This window comes from Devosia chinhatensis, assembly GCF_000969445.1.
Taxonomy (GTDB): domain Bacteria; phylum Pseudomonadota; class Alphaproteobacteria; order Rhizobiales; family Devosiaceae; genus Devosia; species Devosia chinhatensis.
This window is the reverse complement of sequence record NZ_JZEY01000061.1, coordinates 947,226-971,334: the sequence shown is the minus strand read 5'-3', so window position 1 is coordinate 971,334 and position 24,109 is coordinate 947,226. Positions and strand designations below refer to the sequence as shown.

General features: G+C 64.1%; 27 protein-coding genes. 7 read left to right on the top strand and 20 right to left on the bottom strand.

Annotation, left to right across the window (positions count from 1 at the left end):
• Positions 1-148: 148 nt before the first annotated feature.
• From VE26_RS15130 to VE26_RS15055, 16 genes are all read right to left on the bottom strand, one after another.
• Entirely contained in the window at positions 149-934 is a 786-nt protein-coding gene (locus VE26_RS15130; protein WP_046105970.1) for a substrate-binding periplasmic protein, read from the bottom strand.
• A 64-nt stretch (positions 935-998) separates the two neighbouring features.
• Positions 999-1,298, bottom strand: a complete 300-nt coding sequence (locus tag VE26_RS15125) for an Rdx family protein (RefSeq protein WP_046105969.1) — start codon at positions 1,296-1,298, stop codon at positions 999-1,001.
• Between the two features lie 146 nt (positions 1,299-1,444).
• Positions 1,445-2,059 (bottom strand): DUF1236 domain-containing protein, encoded by a 615-nt coding sequence (locus VE26_RS15120; RefSeq protein ID WP_052715950.1) that lies wholly within the window; start codon positions 2,057-2,059, stop codon positions 1,445-1,447.
• Positions 2,060-2,185: 126 nt separating this feature from the next.
• Positions 2,186-2,662, bottom strand: a complete 477-nt coding sequence (locus VE26_RS15115; RefSeq protein WP_046105968.1) for a glutathione peroxidase — start codon at positions 2,660-2,662, stop codon at positions 2,186-2,188.
• Between the two features lie 92 nt (positions 2,663-2,754).
• Positions 2,755-3,105 (bottom strand): DUF1428 domain-containing protein, encoded by a 351-nt coding sequence (locus VE26_RS15110; protein ID WP_046105967.1) that lies wholly within the window; start codon positions 3,103-3,105, stop codon positions 2,755-2,757.
• Between the two features lie 94 nt (positions 3,106-3,199).
• Entirely contained in the window at positions 3,200-4,207 is a 1,008-nt protein-coding gene (locus tag VE26_RS15105) for a DUF2793 domain-containing protein (protein WP_052715949.1), read from the bottom strand.
• A 78-nt stretch (positions 4,208-4,285) separates the two neighbouring features.
• Positions 4,286-5,116, bottom strand: coding sequence for a metal ABC transporter permease (locus VE26_RS15100; protein WP_046105966.1), 831 nt, complete (start codon positions 5,114-5,116; stop codon positions 4,286-4,288).
• Positions 5,116-5,967 carry a metal ABC transporter permease gene (locus VE26_RS15095; protein ID WP_046105965.1) on the bottom strand — a complete coding sequence of 284 codons (852 nt, stop codon included), beginning with the start codon at positions 5,965-5,967 and terminating at the stop codon, positions 5,116-5,118. Before VE26_RS15095 ends, VE26_RS15100 begins: the two co-directional genes overlap by 1 nt.
• Entirely contained in the window at positions 5,964-6,836 is an 873-nt protein-coding gene (locus VE26_RS15090; protein ID WP_046105964.1) for a manganese/iron ABC transporter ATP-binding protein, read from the bottom strand. The genes VE26_RS15095 and VE26_RS15090 overlap by 4 nt, the downstream gene beginning before the upstream one ends.
• Complete coding sequence (locus tag VE26_RS15085; protein WP_046106424.1) at positions 6,829-7,716, bottom strand: metal ABC transporter substrate-binding protein; 888 nt, start codon at positions 7,714-7,716, stop codon at positions 6,829-6,831. Before VE26_RS15085 ends, VE26_RS15090 begins: the two co-directional genes overlap by 8 nt.
• A 117-nt stretch (positions 7,717-7,833) precedes the next feature.
• Positions 7,834-8,664, bottom strand: a complete 831-nt coding sequence (locus tag VE26_RS15080) for a hypothetical protein (RefSeq protein ID WP_046105963.1) — start codon at positions 8,662-8,664, stop codon at positions 7,834-7,836.
• Positions 8,665-8,771: 107 nt separating this feature from the next.
• A complete protein-coding gene (locus VE26_RS15075; RefSeq protein ID WP_046105962.1) occupies positions 8,772-9,662 on the bottom strand; it encodes a hypothetical protein in 891 nt (296 codons plus the stop codon).
• Positions 9,659-10,555, bottom strand: a complete 897-nt coding sequence (locus VE26_RS15070; protein WP_046105961.1) for an ABC transporter ATP-binding protein — start codon at positions 10,553-10,555, stop codon at positions 9,659-9,661. Before VE26_RS15070 ends, VE26_RS15075 begins: the two co-directional genes overlap by 4 nt.
• Positions 10,552-10,923 (bottom strand): GntR family transcriptional regulator, encoded by a 372-nt coding sequence (locus tag VE26_RS15065; protein WP_046105960.1) that lies wholly within the window; start codon positions 10,921-10,923, stop codon positions 10,552-10,554. The genes VE26_RS15070 and VE26_RS15065 overlap by 4 nt, the downstream gene beginning before the upstream one ends.
• Positions 10,924-10,983: 60 nt before the next feature.
• Positions 10,984-12,636, bottom strand: coding sequence for a pilus assembly protein TadG-related protein (locus VE26_RS15060; protein WP_046105959.1), 1,653 nt, complete (start codon positions 12,634-12,636; stop codon positions 10,984-10,986).
• A complete protein-coding gene (locus VE26_RS15055; RefSeq protein WP_046105958.1) occupies positions 12,633-13,061 on the bottom strand; it encodes a TadE/TadG family type IV pilus assembly protein in 429 nt (142 codons plus the stop codon). The genes VE26_RS15060 and VE26_RS15055 overlap by 4 nt, the downstream gene beginning before the upstream one ends.
• A gap of 157 nt (positions 13,062-13,218) precedes the next feature.
• On the opposite strand from VE26_RS15055, the gene VE26_RS15050 reads away from it, so the two are divergent.
• Positions 13,219-14,034, top strand: coding sequence for a siderophore ferric iron reductase (locus VE26_RS15050; protein WP_160297857.1), 816 nt, complete (start codon positions 13,219-13,221; stop codon positions 14,032-14,034).
• 6 nt (positions 14,035-14,040) lie between these two features.
• Here the strand turns inward: VE26_RS15050 and VE26_RS15045 are convergent, their stop codons facing one another.
• The 3 genes from VE26_RS15045 to VE26_RS15035 form a co-directional block, all read right to left on the bottom strand.
• Positions 14,041-14,958: a hemolysin family protein gene (locus tag VE26_RS15045; protein WP_046105956.1), complete on the bottom strand. Its 918-nt coding sequence runs from the start codon at positions 14,956-14,958 to the stop codon at positions 14,041-14,043.
• Positions 14,959-15,156: 198 nt separating this feature from the next.
• Positions 15,157-15,633: an rRNA maturation RNase YbeY gene (gene ybeY / locus VE26_RS15040; protein ID WP_046105955.1), complete on the bottom strand. Its 477-nt coding sequence runs from the start codon at positions 15,631-15,633 to the stop codon at positions 15,157-15,159.
• Positions 15,634-15,644: 11 nt separating this feature from the next.
• Positions 15,645-16,763: a PhoH family protein gene (locus VE26_RS15035; RefSeq protein WP_084620562.1), complete on the bottom strand. Its 1,119-nt coding sequence runs from the start codon at positions 16,761-16,763 to the stop codon at positions 15,645-15,647.
• A gap of 133 nt (positions 16,764-16,896) precedes the next feature.
• Between VE26_RS15035 and VE26_RS15030 the strand changes: the two genes are divergently transcribed.
• Positions 16,897-17,256 (top strand): ArsR/SmtB family transcription factor, encoded by a 360-nt coding sequence (locus VE26_RS15030; RefSeq protein WP_046105954.1) that lies wholly within the window; start codon positions 16,897-16,899, stop codon positions 17,254-17,256.
• The gene (locus VE26_RS15025) at positions 17,237-17,746 is read left to right on the top strand and encodes an SRPBCC family protein (protein WP_046105953.1); all 510 of its coding nucleotides are present in this window, start codon (positions 17,237-17,239) and stop codon (positions 17,744-17,746) included. The genes VE26_RS15030 and VE26_RS15025 overlap by 20 nt, the downstream gene beginning before the upstream one ends.
• A 25-nt stretch (positions 17,747-17,771) precedes the next feature.
• On the opposite strand, the gene miaB is transcribed toward VE26_RS15025, so the two are convergent.
• On the bottom strand, positions 17,772-19,181 hold the full coding sequence (miaB, locus tag VE26_RS15020; protein ID WP_046105952.1) for a tRNA (N6-isopentenyl adenosine(37)-C2)-methylthiotransferase MiaB: 1,410 nt from the start codon (positions 19,179-19,181) through the stop codon (positions 17,772-17,774).
• A 92-nt stretch (positions 19,182-19,273) separates the two neighbouring features.
• On the opposite strand from miaB, the gene VE26_RS15015 reads away from it, so the two are divergent.
• The 4 genes from VE26_RS15015 (at position 19,274) to pnp (ending at position 24,073) form a co-directional block, all read left to right on the top strand.
• Positions 19,274-19,471 (top strand): hypothetical protein, encoded by a 198-nt coding sequence (locus VE26_RS15015; protein ID WP_046105951.1) that lies wholly within the window; start codon positions 19,274-19,276, stop codon positions 19,469-19,471.
• Positions 19,472-19,507: 36 nt separating this feature from the next.
• A complete protein-coding gene (locus VE26_RS15010) occupies positions 19,508-21,211 on the top strand; it encodes a sensor histidine kinase (protein ID WP_046105950.1) in 1,704 nt (567 codons plus the stop codon).
• Positions 21,212-21,354: 143 nt separating this feature from the next.
• Complete coding sequence (gene rpsO, locus VE26_RS15005) at positions 21,355-21,624, top strand: 30S ribosomal protein S15 (protein ID WP_046106422.1); 270 nt, start codon at positions 21,355-21,357, stop codon at positions 21,622-21,624.
• Between the two features lie 313 nt (positions 21,625-21,937).
• Complete coding sequence (gene pnp / locus VE26_RS15000) at positions 21,938-24,073, top strand: polyribonucleotide nucleotidyltransferase (protein WP_046105949.1); 2,136 nt, start codon at positions 21,938-21,940, stop codon at positions 24,071-24,073.
• Positions 24,074-24,109: the final 36 nt, after the last annotated feature.

The window sequence follows — 24,109 nt, the reverse complement described above, 5'->3', positions numbered from 1 at the left end:
GGACAAGAAATCCGCCGACGGCGTCCGCCGACCTGTGGTTCAGACGTCACCACCGGGCGTGCCCCGGTGGTCCATGGCTTGCTTAAGCATTGCTGGATTGCCGGGACAAGCCCGGCAATGACGACGGCTTGGGGCAGATCGCTGATTTCTATTCCGCCGCGTAGTCGAAGAACCAGTAATTGATGCGCTCATCGAGCCAGCCTTCGGCTTCGAGCTGAGCCAGCGCGGCGTTGAAGGGGTCAACGAGGTCTGAACCGGGGGTGAGGATGAAGCCGAAGGGATCAGACTTGATGGCATCGCCAGCCTGCTTGAAGGCCCCGGGATCGGCGCCGATATAGCCGGCGGATGCGGCCTGGTCGGCGATGACGGCATCGACGTCGCCGGCCTTGAGCGCCTGCACGGCCGCCCCGAAGCTGTCGAAGGTCTTCACCCGCGGATTGGCTTCGTCGCCGTCGAGCACGTCATAGATGGCGGTATAGAACGAGGACGTACCGGCCTGGGCGCCGAACAGCAGGTCTGTGTCCTCGGTGAAGCTCTCGGGGCTGGTGATGCGCTCCTCATCGGCGCGGACGAGGAAATATTGCTCGACCGTGATGAAGGGCTGGGTGAAATCAACCTGCTGGGCACGTTCCTCGGTGATGGTGATGCCATCGGCACCGACATCGAACTGACCGGACCGCACGCTTTCAATCATCACGTCCCAGGCCGTGAGGTCCCATTCGACACTGGCATTGAGGCGGCTGGCGATCTCGTTGATGACGTCATATTCCAGCCCGATGCCCTGCCCGTCGGGGCCGGCGAAATTGAGCGGGTAATAAGCGTTCTCGGTGACCGCATGAATGACGCGCCCGTCGAGATCGGGCAGGTCCTGCGCCAAGGCAGGAGCGGCGAGAAGCAAAAGGGCTGCGCCCGAAAGAAGCGTGGACTTGAGCATATGGATGACATCTCCCGAAATTTCTCGGCGAGACTAGACCAGACCACTCGAGTTTGTGAATGCCTTATGATGGCGGCGCGACGCGATCGAGATGGCCGAGATCGCGCTCGGGATCGATGTGATCGCGCACCAATTGCTTGAGCACGCGGCTGTCGGGAAAGCCATTGTCGCGCTTGCGCTCCCAGACCAGGTGGCCATCGATGCGGATTTCGAAAATGCCGCCGGTGCCCGGAACGAGGGTGACCCCACCCAGATCGAGCGCAAAGGTGGAAAGCAGTTCCTGCGCCATCCAGGCGGCGCGGAGCATCCAATTGCACTGGGTGCAATAGGCGATCTCGACGCGCGGCGCGGCGGGACTTGTCATCGGCGTGCCCCTTCCGGAGCGGTCGGGGGGCGAAGTGCGGCCCTATCATGCTGGTGTCTGCTCATGGCGTGCAAACTAGGACAGGACATCGGACAAAGCAAAGCCACCCGGTGGAAACCGGGCGGCCTTGCAGCAAGACTTCAGGCTTACTGGAACCAGACCACGGCGCGGGTCGAAGTATCGACCACGGCCGGGCGGCCATTGATATAGACATAGCCATAATAGGGGTCTTCGGGGACCGGCGTGATTTGGGCGTCCTCTGGGACCACATAGCCGACGACGACGTCGCCCTGGGCATTGATCTCGCCGATGGGGTTGGCCGTGGCATAATCAACGGCACTCTGGTTCACCACATAGCCGGGCGAGTAGACCAGGGTCGAGGCAGCCATGTCCACGATCCAGACGCGGCCATTGGCATAGATGTAGCCATAGGCCGGGTTATCGGACGGATAGACCGTGACGCCGGACGGCACGGCGTAGCCGACTTCGAGCGCACCATCGATATAGATGGGTTCGACGGGATTGGCCGAGACATAATCGATGGTGGAGGTCTCGATGCCGGCCTCGGCGCCGATTACTGCGCCGGCAAAGCCGCCGATCACCGCGCCGATGGGGCCGCCGACCAGGCCGCCGACCACGGCGCCCGTGGTGCCGCCACCAGCAGCGCCGATGGTGGCGCCAGCCTGGGCGTCCTGGGCAATTGCGGGGGCCATGAGGCCGAGCGAAAGCGTTGCCACGGAGGCCAGAAGCAGTTTCTGCATTGTTATTGTCCTTTACATTGCGGGGGCCGCGTAAACGGCCATTGTCCGCCCCTCGGGCAAACGAACGAGCAAGCGCAGGAAATGTTCCGGAGCCGAAGCAATGTGATGGACGCCGTTGCCCGAACGCTATAGCAGCGCCGCGATCTCGGGTGCGAGGGCCGCAGGCTCGGTGGTGGGAGCATGGCGCGACACGACCTGGCCGCGACGATCGAGCAGGAACTTGGTGAAGTTCCATTTGATGGCCTCGCCCAAGGTGCCGGGCGCGGCATGCTTGAGCCACTTGTAGAGCGGATGGGCCCAGCGGCCATTGACATTGATGCGCTCAAAGACCGGGAAACTGACGCCATAGGTCAGGGCGCAGAACTGGGCGATCTCGGCGGACGTGCCCGGCTCCTGGCCGGCGAACTGGTTGCAGGGAAAGCCGAGGATGACGAGGCCCTGGTCCCGATATTGCCGATAAAGCGCCTCGAGGCCCTCATATTGGGGGGTGAGGCCGCAACGGGAGGCAACATTGACCACCAGCACAACCTTGCCGTCATAGGCCGAAAGGTCCTGCGGCGTGCCATCGAGAAGGGGCAGGCTGAAATCGGACAGAGCGGTCATGCGGCATCCTTTCCGGGGACTTTCCGTCCCAGGCCTAGGCGCATGCAGGGACAGCGTCAAGCCGGGGGATGCCGCAGCGCCACAGGCAGCCGCTAGACCGAGAACAGGGTCTGGAAGCCGCCGAAGATCATGCGCCGGCCATCGAAGGGCATGTCGGGGACATTCATCATGGCGGGGTCGTTCATCATCTTGTGGGAGACGATGTCGCGCGTCGCCTTATCGGGATATTCGATCCAGGAAAAGATGATGACCTCATCCTCGCGGGCCTGGACGGCGCCGTAGAAATCATTCGTCTCGCCGTGCGGCACGTCATCGCCCCAGTTCTCGACGACGCGCGTGGCGCCCCAGGACCTGATGAGGTCGGCGGCGGCGCGGGCATGGGCGATATAGAGCGCCTTGTTGGCCTTGGGAACGGCGGCGAGGAAGCCTTCGATATAGGTCATGACGGGTCTCCGTTTGCTGGTTGTGGGCGGGGCGGATGCCGCCCCCCTCCCCTTTTGACGAACGGGCGGCGCCGGTTTCGACAGAGCGGAAATGTCAGGCCGCCTCAACCGCCGCGATCCGGGCGGAAAGCTCCTGCACGGCCCTGATCAGCGGCGCGATGAACTGGTCGTAGCGCAGGGCATGCCGGTCGTCCTCGACAACATGGCCGCCAAAGGATCTGCCAGCGAGGCAGGCGGCGACCTCCTGGGCGATGAGGCCGTAATGGGTTTGGTCGTCGCCCCCGATCCAGGCAAAGCGCACCGGGCGCAGCGCCAGGATGAAATCGAGCCCCAGATCGGTGGGCGCGACCGCGGTCTTGAGGCGGGCATCGGAGGTCTGGATGGTGCCGGTGGCGGACCAGATGGCCGACCAGCGGGCACCACTGGCGCCCAGGGTCATGGCATTGTCGAGCGCCGGGCGCGGGGCGGCGGCGAAACTGGCCGCGCCGGTCGTGGCATTGACGGCGATGGCATCGACCCAGCTCGTGCCATTGGGGCTGACCTTGAGGCGCCAGAGATCGTCGCCCATCAGCCCCATTTCGGCGCGGCCGGTCCAGTTGGACTGGAAGAGCAGGCTCGCCGTGTGGCCGGAAGCGGCCTTGTTGAGCTTGAGCTGGTGACCGGCCCCGTCATGGGTAAAAAGCGTTGCGGCGGCGGAGACGGCTAGCCGATTGGTAGCATCGGCGCTGGTATTGACGCCGAAAAGCGGCAGGCCTGCGCCCAGGGCCGCCAGCGGCAGCCAGGCACTGCCAGAATAGACCAGCAGCGTATCGCTGGCGCGGTCGAAGACCTGCCAGCCTTCGGCCGGATCGTAAAAGCGCCAGGCGCCCGACTGAAAGGCCGCGATCTGGTCGGCATGGCCGGACCAGGCCCCGGTGGCGCCGGCAGGCACGATCCAGGCCTCGCCGGGCAGCGGCGATGCGGGCGGACTGGCAAGACCGCGCGTCTCGACGATGGGCTGGACGAGCGCATCGAGCGTTTCGAGCGCCTCGTTGTGGGTGATGTGCTTGAGGGCCTGTCCGGCCATGATGAAGGGCAGGTCGAGGCGGGCTGTGTGATCCATGAAAGGGCTCCATCTGGTGCTGGCGCCAATTCTGGGCACGGGATGGGGCGGCGGGGATAAGTGGGCCCGCCCCCCAGGCTAGACCGTGGCGACGGTCTTGCGCTGGGTGGCGAGGAGGACCACGACAAAGCAGAGGCTCATCAGCAAGACGATGGTGGGCGCGGGGGCGCTGTCGATGAAGAAGCTGAGATAGACGCCGAGCAGGCTTGCGGACAGGGATATGGCCGTGGCGATCAGGAGCATGACGCCGAAGCGGCGGGTGAGCAGAAAGGCGATGGCGCCGGGCGCGATCAGCAGGGCAATGACCAGCACGATGCCGACGGCCTGCAGCGCACCCACGATGGTCAGCGAAATCAGCGCCAGCAGGCCGTAATGGAGCAGGCGCACCGGCAGGCCGATGGCGCCGGCCTGCTGGGGATCGAAAATGAAGAGCATAAGGTCGCGCCATTTGGCGGCGATGACCAGAACCACGACGATGGCGATGATGCCGGAGGTGACAAGATCAGCCTGGCCCACGCCCAGCATGTTGCCGAACAGGACATGGTCGAGGTGCACGTCGGTGCGGATGGCGGTGTAGAGCACGATGCCCAGCCCGAAGAGGCCAGCAAAGACCACGCCCATGACGGTGTCTTCCTTGATGCGGCTGTTTTCCTTGAGAAAACCGACGGAAAGCGCGCAGACCATGCCGGCGGCAAAAGCGCCGACGCCGAGGGGAATGCCGGCGATGTAGGCCAAGACGATGCCGGGCAGCACGGCATGTGAGATGGCGTCTCCCATCAGCGACCAGCCCTTGAGCACGAGAAAACAGGAGAGCAGCGCGGTGGGGATCGCCACGAGCGCGGCGATGAGCATGGCCTGAACCATGAAGGGCAATTGGAAGGGCCAGAGCGCCATTTCGTACCAGGCCATTACTGCACCTCGCGGGCGATGCGCCGGCGGGCCGCGAGCAGGCCATGCTTGGGCGCGAGGAGGAAGGCAAGGAGAAAGACCAGGGTCTGCAGCACGACAATGACCGCGCCGGTGGCGCCATCGAGAAAATAGGAGAGATAGGCGCCGATGGCCGAGCAGGAGACACCCAGGGCGATGGCGATGAGCACGAGCCGGGGAAAGCGATCGGCCAGGAGATAGGCGGTGGCGCCGGGCGTGACGACCATGGCGATGACGAGGAAGGCGCCGACGGTCTGCATGGCCGCCACGGTGGCCGCCGAGAGCAGGGTGAAGAACACTACCTTGAGCCAGGTGGTCCGCAGCCCGATCGAGCGGGCATGGCTTTCATCGAAAAAGGTGACCATGAGGTCTTTCCAGATGATTGCCATGACGGCCAGGGTCACCACCGAGATGGCGACCAATTGCACGATGTCCTCGGGGGTGATGGCCAGGATATTGCCCAAAACGATGGACTGCACATCCACCGGCGTGGGCGAAATCGACACCATGAAGAGCCCGAGGCCGAAAAAGGTGGTGAAGATCAGCCCGATGACCGCATCCTCGCGCAGCCGCGTGCGCTGGGAGAGAAAGAGCATGGCGCCCGCCGCAAGGCCGCCAGAGAGGAAGGCGCCGAGCGAAAAGGGCAGGCCCAGCATATAGGCGCCGGCGACGCCCGGAACGATGGAATGAGACAGGGCGTCGCCGATCAGCGACCAGCCCTTGAGCATGAGATAGGCCGACAGGAAGGCACAGATGCCGCCCACCAGCGCCGAGACCCAGATGGCGTTGACCATGTAATTATAGGCAAAGGGCTCGAGCAGGGTCTCGATCATGGCAGATCACTACCCCGGTTCTGGTGGGCTTCCCTGCCCTTTTCGCCATAGAACACCAATGGACGTTCGTCGTCGGTGAGAACGGAAAGATGGCGTGGATCGTCGTCGTCGTGCAGGCCGGCGCCGGAGAGAACGAAATGGCGCAGCACGCCGCCAAAGGCCTCTTCGAGCCGCTCGCGGGTAAAGATCTCGGCGGTGGGGCCATGGGCGAGGACGGTGTTCCGGACGAGGACCGTGCGATCGCAGAATTCGGGGACCGAGCCCAGATTGTGCGTGGAGACGAGGATGACCTTGCCCTCGTCGCGCAGGGCGCGCAGCAGGGCGATGATGGCGTCCTCCGTCTTGACGTCGACACCTGTAAAGGGCTCGTCGAGCAGGATCACTTCGCCTTCCTGTGCCAGGGCCCGGGCGAGAAAGACGCGCTTTTTCTGGCCGCCGGACAATTCGCCGATCTGACGGCGGGCGAAATCGGTCATATCGACCCGTGCCAGGGCCGCGGCAACCTTATCGCGGTCGATCCGGCGCGGCATCCGGAACAAGTTCATGTGCCCGAACCGGCCCATCATCACCACGTCCTCGACAAGGACCGGAAAATTCCAGTCCACTTCCTCGGACTGGGGCACATAGGCGACGAGATTTTGCCGCTGTGCCCGATGGCCCTGCCGGCCCAGAATGGAGATTTCGCCGCCCGCCAGCGGCACGAAACCCATGATTGCCTTAAAGATCGTGGACTTGCCGGCCCCATTGATGCCGACAAGGGCGGTGATGGAGCCGCGCGGTGCAGTGAAACTGGCATGGCGCAAGGCGGTGGTGCCATTGCGATAGGCGACGGTCACGTCGCTGACGAGCAGGCCCCTGTCTTCACTCATCGATCAGGCCCGCAGCAATGGTGCTGGCCGTGACGCGCAGCAGATCGAGATAGGTCGGCACCGGGCCATCGGGCTCGGAAAGCGAATCCACGTAAAGCACCCCGCCATAATGGATGCCGGTTTCGCGCGCGACCTGCTCGGCCGGGCGGGAAGAAATGGTGGATTCGGAGAAAATGACCGGAATATCGTTTTCGCGCACGGCGTCGATGACCTCGCGCACCTGGCGCGGGGTGCCCTGCTGATCGGCATTGATCGGCCAGAGATAAAGCTCCCGCAGCCCGAAATCGCGGGCGAGATAAGAAAAGGCGCCTTCGGAGGTGACCAGCCAGCGCCGCTCTTCGGGGACTTCGGCCAGAGCGGCACGGATCGGCTCGACAGTGGCGGTAATCGCCTGGGCATAGGCCTCTGCATTGGCTGCGTAGATCTCGGCATTGGCCGGATCGACGGCGGCGAAAGCGGCGCGGATATTGTCGACATAGATCAGGGCATCGGACGGCGACATCCAGGCATGGGGATTGGGACGACCCGCATAGGGACCATCGCCGATGCCGATCGGCTCGATGCCCTCGCTGAGGACGGCATTGGGCACATCGGGAAGATTATCGAGGAACTGGGCGAACCATTGTTCGAGATTGAGTCCGTTCCACAGCACGAGATCGGCATCCTGGGCGGCGAGAAGATCGCCCGGGGTGGGCTGGTAATTGTGGATCTCGGCGCCGGGCTTGGTGATGGAGACCACCTCGGCTGCATCGCCAGCCACGTTCTGCGCCATGTCGGCCAGGATGGTGAATGAGGTAACGGCCTTGATGCGCTCCTGCGCAGCGGCGGGCAGGATCAGCGCAACGGAAACCAGCAAGGCAGGCAAAAGGGCACGCGGCATCGAGAACTCCAATTCCATGCGCCTGATATAATGCAATTGCAAATCATTCGCAAGTTAGGAGAATGCGTCGGCGCCCTCGCGGTTCCCGACAGGGTGTGAGGCTCCGAGAGAGCAGGATCAGCGGAGAGACAATCCGGCTCCGAGCGGGACAGCCGGATCGATCCCTTCGCGTCGGCAGAGTTCGGCCAGGGCGCTGCCGGGCGCCGGAAGGGGCATGTCGGCCCGGCCCCGGTCGGTGAGCTGACTGCGCCAGAGGTGGATGGCAAGCGTTTCCGGCTTGATGGCGGTGTCGAGGCTCGACCCCGGCTGCATGAGCGCCGGGATGCCTTCATAGGGTACGGGATAGAAGGTGGCGCTGGGGCGCACCTTGTGCACGAGGCCGTGCTTTTTGACATAATGGGTCAGCGCCATCGGGCCGGTGGCGCCATATTGCATGTGCTCGGGCGTGACCCGATCGCCGAACAGGCGACGCAGCGCCACCTCGATGCGCCGCACGGGGGGCAGGTGCGGCTCGAGCAATGGCCGGGGGCCGGGCTCGAAAATGGCTTCGAGATCGTCGAGCAGCGGCGCATCGGCCGGCATGGAGAGCACCGCGCCATTGACCGATCCGGGCCGCTCCCAGGCCATGAGATAATCGAAGGGGCCGGAAAGAGGGCGCAGGCAATAGATGTCGAGATCGGCATAGATGCCCAGGCCTGCGCGCAGGGCTGCGTAGCGAAAATGATCGGAAAAGACGCCAGGCGTGCCACGTCCCTTGTAGAAGACCAGCTTGTCGCGCGGCAGCAGGTTCTGCGCGTCGCACCATTGTGCCCCCTGGGGCAGATCGGCAGGCCGATCATAGGAATGGACCAGCACCTCGTGACCCCGATTGAGGAAAGAGGTGATGCTGAGCACTTCCAGCCAGCTCAGCGGGCCATGCCAGAAGCTGACGATCTTGGGGAGGGTCATAAGGCTTATCTCCGGAACCGGGCGGCTCTAGCACGATTGGCAGACCAGAAAAACGCCGCACTCCGGACCGGAGCGCGGCGCAGGACGCGGGGCATGGGTCCCGCGTGTCAGTTGGCGGCGGCGCGACGGCGATATTGGGCGGCCAGCCAGATCATCACCAGGGCGAAGACAGCGCCGATGCCCACCTGCGTCCAATCGAATTTCTGCAGGAAATCGGTGGCGAAGAGTGTTGCATTGAACGGCTCCTGGCCTTCGAAGACCCGGTCGAGATGATCGAGCGAGACCGGCATCTGGCTGCGATATTCGAGGAAGGAAGAGGTTCGGGTGGCAAAGGGATGGGCGCCGCCCAGGGTCACCCATTCGAGCGCCGAAACCAGGGTGGGCAGAAGCAGGGTCAGCGGAATGGCCCAGCGCCCCACCACACTGCCCATGGCGCCGACCAGGGCGATATAGGGCAGATACCAGAGCAGCGCGCAGACCAGCACGACCAGATAGACCAGCGCCATCTGCCCGAAGATCAGCGCGATATTGCCCAAAAGCGCACCAGTGCCCAGGCCGGCGATCATGATGGTGACATAGGCGACACCGAACATGAGCAGGATGGAGATCAGGGCCACGCCGAACACCGAACCCGGAAGCACGGTGAGAGCCGCGGCGAGCTTGCTCATGAGCACCTTGAAATCGGAAACCGGCATGGATTTCCAGAACAGCATGGCATTGTCGCGCTTGTCGGCGGCAAAGCCATCGGCGCAGTAGAAGAACATGACGAAGCCCAGATAGGCGAGCCAGGCGACTGCGAGGCCGGCAAAGCCGGCTTCGAACACCCAATTGGGCACGACGGTGAGCATCTGGCCGGAAAAGCGCGTGTCGAGGCGATTGACGCTGAAGGCGAGGATGGTCAGCGCGAAGACCAGGGCGACCAGCACCAGCGGCGCAATGAGGAAAGCGCCGCGATGTTCGATATATTCGCGGTGCACGAGGGCGAAGAAGGCCTTCATCGGGCGGTCTCCGGATTGGCGGTGGGCCGCTGCATGAGCGCAACGAAAAGGTCCGAAATGGTCGGGGTGGAGACGCGGCCGAGCGGCTCGAGCCTTGTGGCGTCGACGCCATCGAAGATCATCACCGTCTGGCCGAAGCGGGTTTCCTCATAGACGGGACCAAGCGCGCGCGCCTGGGCCTGCTGGTCGGGTTCGTTGGCGACGAGCTGGCAATAGGTCTGGCCGACCGCTTCCATGGGCATGTGCAGGATCAGCGCGCCATCGCGGATGAACATGACGTCGGAGAGCATGAATTCGATCTCGTCCACCTGATGGGTGGTGATGATCAGCGTGCGTTGCTCGGTCATGTAATCCTCGAGCAGGCGGCGGTAGAAGCGCTTGCGATAGGTGATGTCGAGGCCCAGGGTCGGCTCGTCGAGCACGAGCAGCCGGGCGTCGATGGCCATGACCACCGCGAGGTGCAATTGCGCCAGCATGCCCTTGGACAGGGTCTTGATCTTCATGTCGGGCCGAAGATCGGTGCCTTCGAGGAAGGACTGGGCCTTGGCCGGACTGAAGCGGGGATGAATATCGGTGAGCAGCGCGAAGAGCTCGCGCACCTTGAGGAAGCGCGGCAGGCTGGCCACGTCGGAAATGAACGCGACGTGTTCCATCAGCCGGGGGCGGTGGGCAAAGGGGTCCTCGCCCAGGACGCGGATGGTCCCTTCATAGGAGGTGAGACCGAGCATGGCGTTGAGCGTGGTGGTCTTGCCTGCCCCGTTATGGCCGATCAGGCCGTAGATGCGGCCGGGGGGAATGTCGAAATCGAGGCCATGCAGGATCGGCTTGCGGCCGAAGGACTTGCGCAGGCCTCGCGCGGTGACGATCGGTTCGATCATGGGATTGTCAGTCATTTCTGCGCCTCATCAGGCTGGGACGGTGTCGAGAGCAGGCTGGGCAGGTCCAGCTCCAGCGCCCTTATCTGGGCGGCGATGCGGGGCCAGTCCTCGTGCAGGAACTTTGCGCGTTCGTGCACGAGCAGGTTTTCGCGGGCGCCATCGGCGACGAACATGCCCAGTCCGCGCCGCTTCTCGACCACGCCGATATCGACCAGGGCTTCGAACGCCTTGGTGACGGTGAGTGGATTGACCGAGAGATCGGCGGCGATCTGACGAACCGATGGCAAGGCCTGGCCCGGCTCGACCTGCCGACGCAGGATCATCTCGATCAGCCTTTGCCGGATCTGGACAAAGATCGGCTGGCTCGCGTGGAAGTCATCCATGTGTCTCGCTCTAATAGTGTGCTATATATCTATCACACTAAAGCGGGACGTCAATGGGGATCAGCCGACAAGAACGGGATTGTCGCAGCGCACGGCATGGACACGGATATCGGCTTCGCCAAGACCGAGGCCAAGCGTGGCGAGGACGCCATTGACCGTCAGGTCGAGGACCGGGGCCAGGGGCATCAACAGCGCCCGGAGCGCCTCGACGATCGCTCCTTCCGAGCCGAGGCCGAGGCGAATGCCCAGAATTGTGGGCTCGATCTTGAGAGAAGAAAACAACGAGCCGAAGAGCGAGGCGGCGAGCGTGGTGGTGCGCGCCGTCTTCACCGCATTGGCGGCAATGTCGGCGGAGGTGAAGGTCAGGGCAATCGGCTGGCTCTGGGCCATGTCGATCCGGCCCGAGGCGTTGACGCGCAACAGCAGCAGCACGTCGATGAGCCGGGCGGACGACGAAGACGGAACCGTGCCGAAGGTGGACAGGGCCGCATCGCTCATCTCGCCCAGGCCCAGCCGCACGAGGCCGGGCCGCACGGCGAGCGTGGCACTGCCCCGGGGCGCAGTGGGACCGGGACAGGTGGCCGAAACGAGCATGGCTTCGGAATGGGCGAGATCGAGCCAGAGCGGCACGGAGACGGCGGCGCCACCGAGAACCGGCCCGCCCAGGAGTTCGGCGCGAAAGCGCAGCCGCGTCTGGGCGGTGCGCAGCACCTTGCCTTGGGCGCCCACGGCAAACCAGCTGCCGCCCTGCGGCGGCTCGCCGATGCGCAGGGCGAGATCGAGCCGGGCAAGCCCCGGGACGCCGGCGCCCAGGAACAGGGACACCTGGTTGGCGCCATTGGCGAGAGCTGCTGCGCCGGAGAGGACATCGAGGGCGGAAAAGCCGATGCCCAGCCCATTCGAGCCGGTGGCCCCGATTTCGCGCCGGGCCAGCGGGCCGAGCGCAACCAGTTTGCCCAGTGAGAGCCTGCGGCCCGGGCCATGCGTGGCGAGGGCCGTCAGGGCGGTGCGCGCCGCGCCGTTGCTGAGGGTGGCCAAGGCACGAGCCACGGCGCCGGTATTGGCCTCCATGGCAAGGAGATCGGCATAGGAGCCGGCGGTGACGCCCATGTCGAGCGCCAACGCGTCAAGAAAGGAAAAGGCATCGATGCGGGCTGCCGCCAGCGCCTGATAATCCATGGCGGACAGCGACACGGAGGTGCCCAGAAGCGCGCTCAGGACGGCGTTGCCGAGGCCGCCATTGAGGCTGACGAGCCGCGAGCCGATGGAAAAGGACACCTGTGGGGTCACCGTCGCCAGGCCAGTGGCGGACATGAGCGGGGGCGCTGAAAAGCCGGCGGCGAAATGCAGATTTCCGGTGCGTTCGAGCGTCACCTCGACGGCATTGAGCGGCAGCGCATCGGCGCGAAAGCGTTGCCCGAGCGGCAGCGCCGGATCGTAGCGTCCCACCCGCACGATCAGTCCATCCGTGCTGGCCGGGGCAAGGAGCCTGGCCTCGACCAGCACGGATCGGGCGATCTCGGCGGCGCGCGGGGGGTGGGCCGCCGCCGAGATCGCTGCCAGGTCGACGCCGGCCTGGATCTGGCGGCGCTCCTGGTAGAGGGAGGCAGCGTCCACCGCGAGAGCGGAGACGAATGCCGAAAGCATGAAGGCAAAGGCGAAGAGGATGGCCATGTTGCCGCGCTCGTCGCGTAGGAAACGCTGCCAGATCATATGCCGCCTCGCCTGATGGTGGCGCCGTGCACGATCTGAGGGCTGGGCAGCGGCAGGGGCGGGTAGAGATTCCAGATCGGAAGGTCGCTGGCGTCGTAAAGCAGGCGCACCCGATATTGGTCCGCATTGCCGGCGGGAACGTCGAACTCGTAGCTCAGCCGCTCGGGATCAATGAGCATGTAGGCGCCGGCATTGCGGCGCAGATACGCTTCGACCAGCGCCCGCCCTTCGCCCTCATCGACGCCGGCAAGAGCGGTGCGCACGGTATCGGCCGCCAATTGCTGCAGCGCATGGGCCGCCCCGAAATAGATGCCATAGGCCAGCATGCCCATCAGCATGAGTAGAAAGACCGGTGTGAGCAGGGCAAATTCTATGACCGCCGTGGCGCGGCGGTCGGCCCGAAAATCCTTCAAACGCGAAAGCATGCCGGTCCCCCCGAACTGGTCCGGGAATGATGGCCCCTGCCCCCAGCCATTGGGGTAAAGCGTCATGGATGTAGGAAACCGGTCCTCCAACGGGGAAGATACGGAGGCTTTTCCTTCCCACAGGCACGCGCTAGGGAAGGCGAGACGAGGTTTGCCCGTGCGCGAGAGACACTTTCTATTTGCCCAGGATGGCGGGGATGCCGCCCTCACCCGACTGATCGCCACTGCCCATGCGGCGACCGGCTTCATGAAGGGCGCCCCAGGCGCGGCGCCGCGGGGCTGGCATCAGCTGGGGCGCGACAACGGCGCTTTTCTAAGGACGTTGCAACAGAAGCTGATGGCCAGCTATCCGGCGGCCGGCATGCCTTTTTACGCCGTGCGGCTCTGGACCAATCTGATCTGGCAGCCCGCCTATCTATCCGTGATCGCTACCCATCTGCAGGGCGCCCTGCCCGATCTTTCCGGCATCGCCCAGGCGCAGCGCGGCATCTATGTGGATGATTACCGGTTGCAGCCGGGGCCGCAGCACCGGGACCATACCGAAGCGCTGATCGGCAGGGCGGGACCGGCGCTGCGCCTCTATGCCGACAGGGTGCTGGAAGAAATCCAGACGATCATGCCGCTCAAGGAGCGGTTCGCGCACTATCTCCTGGCTGAGCGCATGCTGAGCCTGATGGTACGGCTACGCCATTTCCGGCCCATGCTGGGGGTCACAGAGCAATTGGCGTTCTGCACGCTCTGGCTGGATGCGATGGGGCTGGATCGTCATGGGCAGCTCGACGTGGTGACGCTGCCGCAAGGAGGCGAAGCCGTGATCGTCGCGCGCAAAGGGTGCTGCCTCGACTACCGCGCCATGCCGGGGACACTCTGCGCTTCCTGCCCCAAGCAGGACAAAACGGTGCGGACGGCCCGGCAGCGGGACAATGCCAGCGCTGAATTGTCCATGCAGTCCGACCCTGTCGGGACGGCGTGAAGCGGCCTATTCGGCCGCCTCTTTCTGTTCGGGGGTGCGCTGGTCGGTGATGGCCAGAGGCTCTTCGTCGCCAACATCCTTCTTGCGTCGGATGCGCAGCCGCTTGATGCGACGGCTATCGGCCGCCAGCACCTCGAACTCGAACCCTTCGAGCCCGTTAACGCGCTCGCCGCGCTTGGGCACGTGGCCGGCCAGATCAAAGACCAGACCGCCAATGGTATCGACATCCTCGCCGTGTTCGCCCGGATCGAAATCGGGGCCGACCATGGCGCGCACGTCGTCCAGTTCGGCACGGGCATTGGCGATGTAGACATCGTCGCCAACCTTGCGGATCAGGGCGGCTTCGGTGACGTCGTGCTCGTCCTCGATCTCCCCGACCACTGCCTCGAGCAGGTCCTCGATGGTGACGAGACCGTCGGTGCCGCCATATTCGTCGACCACGATGGCCATGTGCGTGCGGCTGGCGCGCATCTGCTGGAGCAGGTCGGCAGCCGGCATGAAGGTGGGGACGAACATGGCCGGACGGGTAATGCCCAATTTGGCGAGCTTCTGGCGCAAGACGGTGGAGATGAGCTTGACGGGCACCTCCTTTTCCGGATCGGTCACCGGCTCGGTGATCTTGGCCAAGGCATCCTTGATGTGGATGAAGCCCTTGATGTCGTCGAGGCCATCGTCATAGACGGGCAGGCGCGAATGGCCCACCTGCCGGAACTTGGCCAGCAGCGTGCCGAGATTGATGTCCGAGGCCACGGCGTGGATGTCGGACCGCTCGACCATGACGTCGTCGACCGACACCTTGGAAAGCTTGAGCACATTCTGCAGGATGACGCGCTCGCTCTCGGAGAAATCTCCGGGCTCGGTGCTGCCGGTTTCATCCAAAGCCTCCTGCAGGTCCTCGCGCAGGGAAACGCTGCGCAGGGTCATCAGACCCCTGATCCGCTCCAGGAGGCTCGGCCCCCGCGTGGCAGCGGAGGCGGGACTAGAAGGAGGTTCCGGGTTTTCGGCCACCCGAGGGGCCATGTTACTGTCGCTGTCGGTCATCATCTCGTGCCGCAAGAAAGCGGCTCTAATTGTCCTGTCGACGAAAATGCCCCGGAGCGTCCGAGGTTGCCTGGCATCAAGTCATTCGGCGTAGGGATCGTCTATCCCCAGCCCTGCCAATATCTGGGTTTCCAGGCCTTCCATTTGAAGGGCCTCGTCTTCCTCGATGTGATCATAGCCCAGAATGTGGAGAAATCCATGCACCATTAAGTGGGTGAAATGGTCATCGAGGCTCTTGCCGAGATCGGCCGCCTCGCGCTCGAGGGTTTCCCGCGCAAGGGAGATATCGCCCAAAAGCCCGAAAACCGGGTCGAACGGCTTGATCTGGGGGAAGCTCAGAACATTGGTCGCGCTGTCCTTGCCACGCCATTGGGCATTGAGTTCACGCTGCTCGGCATCGTCGGTGAGCAGCACGGAAATCTCGGCGGCGCCGCGAACCCTGGCCCCGGCGCCCGCCAGAGCCGCCAGGATGGCTTTTTCGGCCAGCGCGTCGAAATGGTCGGGCCAGCCCTCAGCATTGCGGATGACGGCGATCTCGAGAGGTGGCGATGACGGCATGGGCAGGCGGCTCAGCTCCGGGGCAAGGTGCCCAATGTGCGCGCCAGACCGTCCCGGTCACCCTCTTTCTCGGCGAGGCGCCGCGCGAAGTCCTGCTCATAGGCCCGAACGATGCGCCCGACAAGCGCGTGGCGCACCACATCCTTGTCGTTGAAGCGGGAGATATGCACGCCTTCGACGCCGTCGAGCAGATTGACCGCCTCGACCAGACCCGATTTTTCGCCGCGCGGCAGATCGACCTGGGTGGGGTCGCCGGTGACGATCATCTTGGAGTTCTCGCCCAGGCGCGTGAGGAACATCTTCATCTGCATGGACGTGGTGTTCTGCGCCTCGTCGAGGATGACGACGGCATTGGCCAGCGTCCGCCCGCGCATGAAGGCGAGCGGGGCGACCTCGATAATGCCAGAGGTGATGCAGCGCTCGACATTTTCGGGCTTCATCATGTCGTAGAGCGCGTCATAGAGCGGGCGCAGGTAGGGATCGACCTTTTCCTTCATGTCGCCGGGCAGAAAGCCCAGGCGCTCGCCGGCTTCGACGGCCGGGCGGGAGAGGATGATGCGATTGATGTCGCCGCGTTCCAGCAGCGAGGCGGCATGCGCCACGGCCAGGTAGGTCTTGCCGGTGCCGGCGGGACCCACGCCGAAGACCAGCTCGCTGCGCTCCATGGCGCGCATATAGGCGTCCTGAGCGGGCGTGCGCGCGACGATGGTGGATTTGCGCGTGGCGATCTGGGCCATGCGGACCTTGCCCTTGCGTTCGAGCGTGGGCAGCGTCAGCTGGCTGTCCTCGGTCTCGATCATGCGGATGACGGCGTCGACATCGGCAATGTCGATGGCGCGGCCCTCCTCGAGATTGGCATAGAGCGACTCCAGGACGCGACGCGCCTGATCGACCCTGGATGCCGCGCCCTTCAAAAGCACATGATTGCCGCGCGGCGTGGCCGTGACGGCAAGGCGCTGTTCGATCAGGGCAAGGTTCTGGTCGAAATCGCCATAAAGCTGAGAGGCAAGGCGATTGTCTTCAAAAGCAAGTTCGAGTTGCGATGCGAGGGCGTTATCGGCGGTCGGTGGCAAGTGCCTGCTCAAACTGGTGTGGCTCCCGAAGGGGACGGCGCGGACTGCGCTGTCCATGCAGAAACGAGGCTAGGATGATTTGGGTCCCGTGTCTGTAGATATTTTGTGACAGCGCGAGGCGATTGCAAGGGTTGTCCCGCTCCCCGGAATGGCACTTGCGGCCGGCATCAGACGATCTATACTGAACTTTATGGTTCAGTATTTACCAAGCTTCGATGCTTCCTTTTCCGCACTGGCCGACGTCACGCGGCGGGGCGTGCTCGAACGGCTGGCGCGTGCGGATGCCTCGGTGTCCGACCTGGCGGAAAGCTTCGACATGACCCTGACCGGCATGAAAAAGCATGTCGACATTCTGGTGCGCGCCGGTCTCGTCACCACCGAAAAGAAGGGACGCGTGCGCACCTGCCGGCTGGGGCGAAGCCGGCTTGAAGCAGAGCTGGAGTGGATCGAGACCTATCGCAGGCTGTGGTCGGCCCGCTTCGACGCGCTCGATCTGGTTGTTGAAGATCTCAAACGGCAGGAGAAGGACGATGGACGAGACCAGACCTGACAGGGAGCCGGCCGGGACCCCAACCGAAGTGACACGCGTCTCGGACCGCGAGCTGAGGATCACGCGGACCTTTGATGCGCCGGCGCACCTGGTGTTCGCCGCCTGGACCACGCCGGAATTGCTGATGCGCTGGTGGGCACCGGCCTCGTTCGGGATTCAGTTCGTGTCCTGCGAGGCCGATGTGCGTACCGGTGGCCGATATCGCTTCGTCTTCAGCCATCCGGACATGGAAGGGTCCATGGCTTTTGTCGGCCGCTATCTCGAGGTCGTGCCGCCGCATAAGCTGGTCTGGACGAACGAGGAAAGCGAAGACGGTTCGGTCACCAGTGTGACGTTGACCGAGAAAAACGGCAGCACGCTGCTGGTGCTATCGGACCTTTATCCATCCAAGGAGGCGCTCGACGCGGCCATCGCCTCGGGTAGCCAGGGCGCCTATCCCGAACAGTTCGAAGCCCTCGACATCCTGCTGGCAGCCGAAAAATCAGCTTAGACGGTCTCCGCCAGCGGGGTCGCCATCAGGCGGCCACGGCTTGCCTCAGCCGACCGACCAGCGAATTGGTGCTGGTGCCGATGATCTCGACTTGGTGAATGGCGCCGATGAGCTCGGTCGAGCCTTCGAGGTGCACTGCCTGGAGATAGGGCGAGCGGCCGCCGACCTGGCCGGGCATGCGCCCGACGCGCTCGATGAGGACCGGCAGGGTCTTGCCGACACAGGAGGCGTGAAAATCGGTGGTCTGCCGGTTGACCAGGTCCTGGAGGCGATAGAGCCGTTCGGTCTTGACCTCTTCGGGCACCTGATCGCCCAGGCTAGCGCCCGGCGTGCCGGGGCGGGTGGAATATTTGAAGGAATAGGCCGAGGCATAGCCGGTTTCCCGGATGATGGTCAGCGTGTCCTCGAAATCCTGGTCGGTTTCGCCTGGGAAGCCGACGATGAAATCACCCGAGAGCGCCATGTCGGGACGGGCGGCCTTGATCTTCTCGATCAGCGCCAGATATTCGGCTGCCGTGTGCTTGCGGTTCATGGCCTTCAGAATCCGGTCCGAGCCGGACTGCACCGGCAGGTGCAGATAGGGCATGAGCAGCGGCAGGTCGCGATGCGCGGCGATCAGGGCATCGTCCATGTCGCGGGGATGGCTGGTCGTATAGCGCAGGCGCTCGAGGCCGGAGATCTCGGCCAGAAGATAGGCGAGCTGGCCCAGGCCCACATCGCGGCCTTGGGCATCGAGCCCGTGATAGGCGTTGACGTTCTGGCCCAGCAGGGTGATTTCCCTGACCCCAGCATCGACCAGACGCCGGGCTTCGTCCAGCACCTGATGGACCGGACGGGAAACCTCGGCGCCGCGCGTATAGGGAACCACGCAGAACGAACAGAACTTGTCGCAGCCTTCCTGCACGGTGAGGAAGGCGGTGAGCCCGCGTTTGACCGTCACTTCCTTTTTCGCCGCCGGCAGGTGCGCGAACTTGTCTTCCTCGGGGAAATCGGTGTCGATCACCGCTTTCTTGAGGCTGGGATGCATGTGGCGCTGGCCTTGGGCACGCGCCAGCATGTCGGGCAGGCGGTGATAGGCCTGCGGCCCGAAGACCAGATCGACGACCGGAGCGCGGCGGGCAATTTCCTCGCCCTCGGCCTGGGCGACGCAGCCGGCGACGCCGATCATCATGTCGGCACCGACAGCCCGCCGTTCGCCCTGGAGCTCCTTGAGGCGCCCGAGTTCGGAAAAGACCTTTTCGGAAGCTTTCTCGCGGATGTGGCAGGTATTGAGCAGCACGAGGTCGGCCTCGGCAGCGTCCTGGGTCGGCACATAGCCGTGCGGCGCGAGGGCATCCGCCATCCGGTCGCTGTCATAGACATTCATCTGACAGCCATAGGTCTTGATGAACACCCGCTTGGGGGCGGTCTGGGAAAGTGTGTCGTGCTCGGTCATGGCGCGGTGTTTACCAGACGCGACGTCGTGATGCCATGGGCTGCAACCAGCACGGTGCTTATGTGTTGTAGGCGGACTGGAAGGATGTGACCATGACTGAAAAGCCAGCGAAAAAGCCCGATGCCGCCGCCGCAATGCGCGACGGAAAAAAGCCCGGCCCCGACGATGCGCCGGTGCAGGTGCGGCCTGCCGGTGCCGAGTCAATGGCCGATACCCCAAATAAATGGGATGACATTGACGAGGCGGTGGACGAAAGTTTCCCCGCAAGCGACGCCAGCGCCAAATACTGATTGGCCGTTTCGGCCAGACTAAGAAGGGATTGGGGCATGGCGGACAAGGTTGTCCGGGATAAGCACGCGGGGAGCAGCAAGGCTCGTTCCCGCCCGGTGGTCTATTACCTGGCCGCCCTCGTCCTGGCGATCCTGATTCCGGCTTTTGCGGTCGCGCTGGTGCTGCTGAACCGGACCAATGATGCCCAGCAGGACGTCCTGCAGGCGCTGACGAATGCCACCGTGCAAGCCATGGGGCATTCGGTTGACCGCGAAATTGCCGGCATGTCCACTACATTGCGCATCCTGTCCACCTCCGGGTTCCTGCGCGGCGGTAATCTGCAGGAATTCAGCGAACGATCTCTGCAGGCGCTGGCGGGCACCGGCACTTATCTCGTTGCCGTCGACGACCAGTACCGGCAATTGCTCAACACTCGGACCCCCTTCGGCGACGCCTTGGGGGCAAGCTCGGATCCGGAAACGGCGGAGCGTGCGATCCAGCGCAATCTCATAACCATTTCCGGGCTGTTCTACGGACAGACCGCGCAGAACTATGTCTTCAATGTGTGGCTGCCCGTAGAAGATGCCGGTGCAGTCCGCCTGCTGGCCCTGACGCAGAATGCGGGCAATCTGGTGCCGGCGCTGCAGTCGCGGCAATTGCCGCAAGGCTGGCATGCGGCGCTGGTCGACAGCGACAATCTGGTCATTGCGGCCACGGCCGATGCAGCGCTCGATATCGGGGAAACGCTGCCCATCCGGCAACTTGCCCCCCAGGCCGATGGGGAATGGGTCGAAGAAAATTTTGACGGCCGCGAGGTTGTGACTGCCGAGTGGCGATCGGGCCTGACGGGATGGCGCATCGTGGCCTGGGCCTCGGCCGAGCAGGTCCAGAAGCCCTTGCAGGATTCGCTGCTGCAATTGGCGGCCTGGGGCCTGGTGATTGCGCTGGCCGCGACGGCCGTGGCCTTCTTCATTGCCCAAAGGATCGGCCAGTCGGTCAAGGGCCTCAGCCTCGACGCCGCCCGAATGGGACGCGGCGAGGCGGTCTATCCGCGGTCCTACCCCGTTGCCGAAATTGCCGAAGTGTCCAAAGCACTGGCCGATGCTTCCGAGCGCCGGCAGATGGCCGAGCGCGACAACCGCTTCCTGATGCGCGAGCTGGCGCATCGCTCGAAGAACCAGATGGCGGTGATCGCCGCCATGGCCAAGCAGACGGCGCGCGGCTCGACCGACCTGCCCGGCTATGTGAAGGCGCTCGAGCGGCGCATCATGGGCCTGGCCCGCTCCACGGATCTGTTGCTGGCCCATGGCCGCGCAGGCGTGATGCTGGCCGAACTGGTGGACGAACAGCTGGCCCCGTTCCGGCCCGACGATCCGCGCGACACGATCGGCGGCCCGGAATTGCGCATCAACCCGCAAGGCGCGCAGATCCTGGGCATGGCGCTGCACGAGCTGGCCACCAATGCTACGCGCTACGGTGCGTTCGTGGACCCCGAAGGTCGGCTGGAGCTGACCTGGACGGTGAGCACGGACAGCCTCAAAATGCGCTGGCGTGAAACCCTGAGCGGGAAACTGCTCGACAGCGAGCGCTCCGGGTTCGGCACGATCGTGCTGCGCACGATGGTCGGCGGCGCGCTCGGCGCGCAGGTCAACCGCATTGCCCATGAAAACGGCGTCGAATGGGTGTTCGACATTCCCCTCAGTGCGCTCGACCCGGCCTTTGCGGCCGTGCGCCCCGACGAAGACGCGCCAAGCCAATAAATTCTGGCTTTGGCGGCCCATTTGCCCTATAGCAGCGCCAGCCGGTTGCGGACCCAATGGTCCGGGCCTGCCTCGTTACGGCCCCACCTGGACGACATCCCGGCTGGGGCGGCCACCATCCTCTTTTTTGAAAGGATATGCCGATGTCGATTACTGCAGAGCGCAAGAGCGAACTGATCAAGGAATATGCGACCAAGGCCAATGATACCGGCTCGCCGGAAGTCCAGGTCGCCATCCTCTCCGAGCGCATCGCGAACCTGACCGAGCACTTCAAGGGCCACAACAAGGATAACCATTCCCGCCGTGGCCTGCTGAAGCTGGTTTCGACCCGTCGCAGCCTGCTCGACTACCTCAAGAAGGTGGACGAGAACCGCTACAAGACGCTGATCGAAAAGCTCGGCCTGCGCCGCTAAGCGCACGATGTTTCCGGCGCGGGAGTTCACTTCCGCGCCGGTTGCCCTTCCAAAGGGCAGATACGGAGCGCCAGACGCTTCGTCTTAGGCCGGCACTGCCGGAGCATGGCAGGATTATCGGGTTCTTCCGCTGCTGGAGAATCTCATTGTCTTGTCCATGTTCTGTCCGTGCCAGACAGCAACACGTGCCTGATTTTGAGCTGGTGCGCACATAGGGTGCGCCGACCGGTGCGGGCACACCGGATGCGTTCGTGGGGTTCATTGCCTAGGCCTCGCGTTCCCGCGCATCCGGCAGAATGGAAAGACGATAGTCATGTCGATCAAGTTTGATCACCACAAGGTCGAGATCAATTGGGGCGGCCAGCCCCTGACGCTCGAAACCGGCAAGATGGCCCGCCAGGCCGATGGCGCCGTGCTCGCCACCCTGGGCGAAACCGTCCTGCTCGCCACCGTCGTTTCGGCGAAGTCGGCAAAGCCGGGCCAGGATTTCTTCCCCCTGACCGTCAATTATCAGGAAAAGTACTTCGCCGCTGGCAAGATCCCGGGCGGGTACTTTAAGCGCGAAGGCCGCCCGACCGAGAACGAAACGCTGGTTTCGCGCCTCATCGACCGTCCGATCCGCCCGCTTTTCCCCGATGGCTACAAGAACGAGACCCAGGTGGTCATCACCGTTCTCCAGCATGACATGGAAAACAATCCCGACGTTCTGGCCATGGTCGCCGCTTCGGCTGCGCTGACCATTTCCGGCGTGCCCTTCATGGGCCCGATCGGCGCCGCCCGCGTCGGTTACGTCGATGGCGAATACGTGCTCAACCTGCCGGTCGACCGCCGCTCCGACAGCAAGCTCGACCTGGTCATGGCCGGCACGGCCGACGCCGTGCTGATGGTGGAATCGGAAGCCCAGGAGCTGTCCGAAGAGGTGATGCTGGGCGCCGTGATGTTCGGCCACAAGGCCTCCGCCCAGGCCATCGAAGCCATCATCCAGCTGGCCGAAATGGCCGCCAAGGAACCGCGCGAGTTCACCGCACCGGACTTCTCGGCGCTCGAAGCCGAAGTGCTGGCCATTGCCGAAGCCGATCTGCGCGCCGCCTACCAGAACACCGAAAAGGCCGCCCGCTACGCTGCGGTCGACGCTGCCAATGCCAAGGTCAAGGACGCCTTCGCTGCCAAGATCGAAGCCGGCGAGGTGTCCAAGGAAGCGCTGGGCGAAGTCGTCCACAACCTTCAGGCCAAGATTGTCCGCTGGAACATTCTCGATACCGGCAGCCGCATCGACGGCCGTGATCTCAAGACCGTTCGTCCGATCAGCTCGGAAGTGGGCGTGCTGCCGCGCACCCACGGTTCGGCCGTGTTCACCCGCGGCGAAACCCAGGCGCTGGTCGTTGCGACGCTCGGCACCGGCGAAGACGAGCAGTACATCGACTCGCTCGAAGGCACCCGCAAGGAAAACTTCCTGCTGCACTACAACTTCCCGCCCTACTCGGTCGGTGAAGCCGGTCGCATGGGGTCCCCGGGCCGCCGCGAAATCGGCCATGGCAAGCTCGCATGGCGCGCCATCAACCCGATCCGCCCCTCGGTCGAGGAATTCCCCTACACGATCCGCGTGGTCTCCGAGATTACCGAATCCAACGGTTCGTCCTCGATGGCAACCGTCTGCGGCACCAGCCTGGCGCTGATGGATGCAGGCGTGCCGATGAAGCGCCCGGTGGCCGGTATCGCCATGGGCCTGATCCTGGAAGGCGAGAAGTTCGCCGTGCTCAGCGACATCCTGGGTGACGAAGATCACCTGGGCGACATGGACTTCAAGGTGGCCGGCACCGAAGAAGGCGTCACCAGCCTTCAGATGGACATCAAGATCGCCGGCATCACCGAAGAGATCATGAAGATCGCCCTGGCCCAGGCCAAGGACGGCCGCATCCACATCCTGGGCGAAATGGCCAAGGCGCTGTCGGCCTCGCGCGGCGAAGTGGGCGAATTCGCACCCCGCATCGAAACGCTCAAGATCCCGACCGACAAGATCCGCGAAGTGATCGGCACCGGCGGCAAGGTCATCCGCGAGATCGTCGAAAAGACCGGCGCCAAGATCAATATCGAAGACGACGGCACCGTGAAGGTCTCGTCCTCGGACGGCAGCCAGATCGATGCGGCCATCAAGTGGATCCGCTCGATCACCGACGAGCCGGAAGTGGGCGCCATCTATCAGGGCACCGTGGTCAAGACCGCCGATTTCGGCGCGTTCGTGAACTTCTTCGGCGCCAAGGATGGCCTGGTGCACATTTCCCAGCTGGCCGACCAGCGCGTTGCCAAGACCACCGACGTGGTCAAGGAAGGCGACAAGGTCTGGGTCAAGCTGCTGGGCTTTGACGAGCGCGGCAAGGTGCGCCTGTCGATGAAGATCATCGACCAGGCCACCGGCAAGGAAATCGTCAAAGAAGACGCTGCCGAGTAATCGGCAGGACGATATGAACACGAAAGGCCCGGAGCG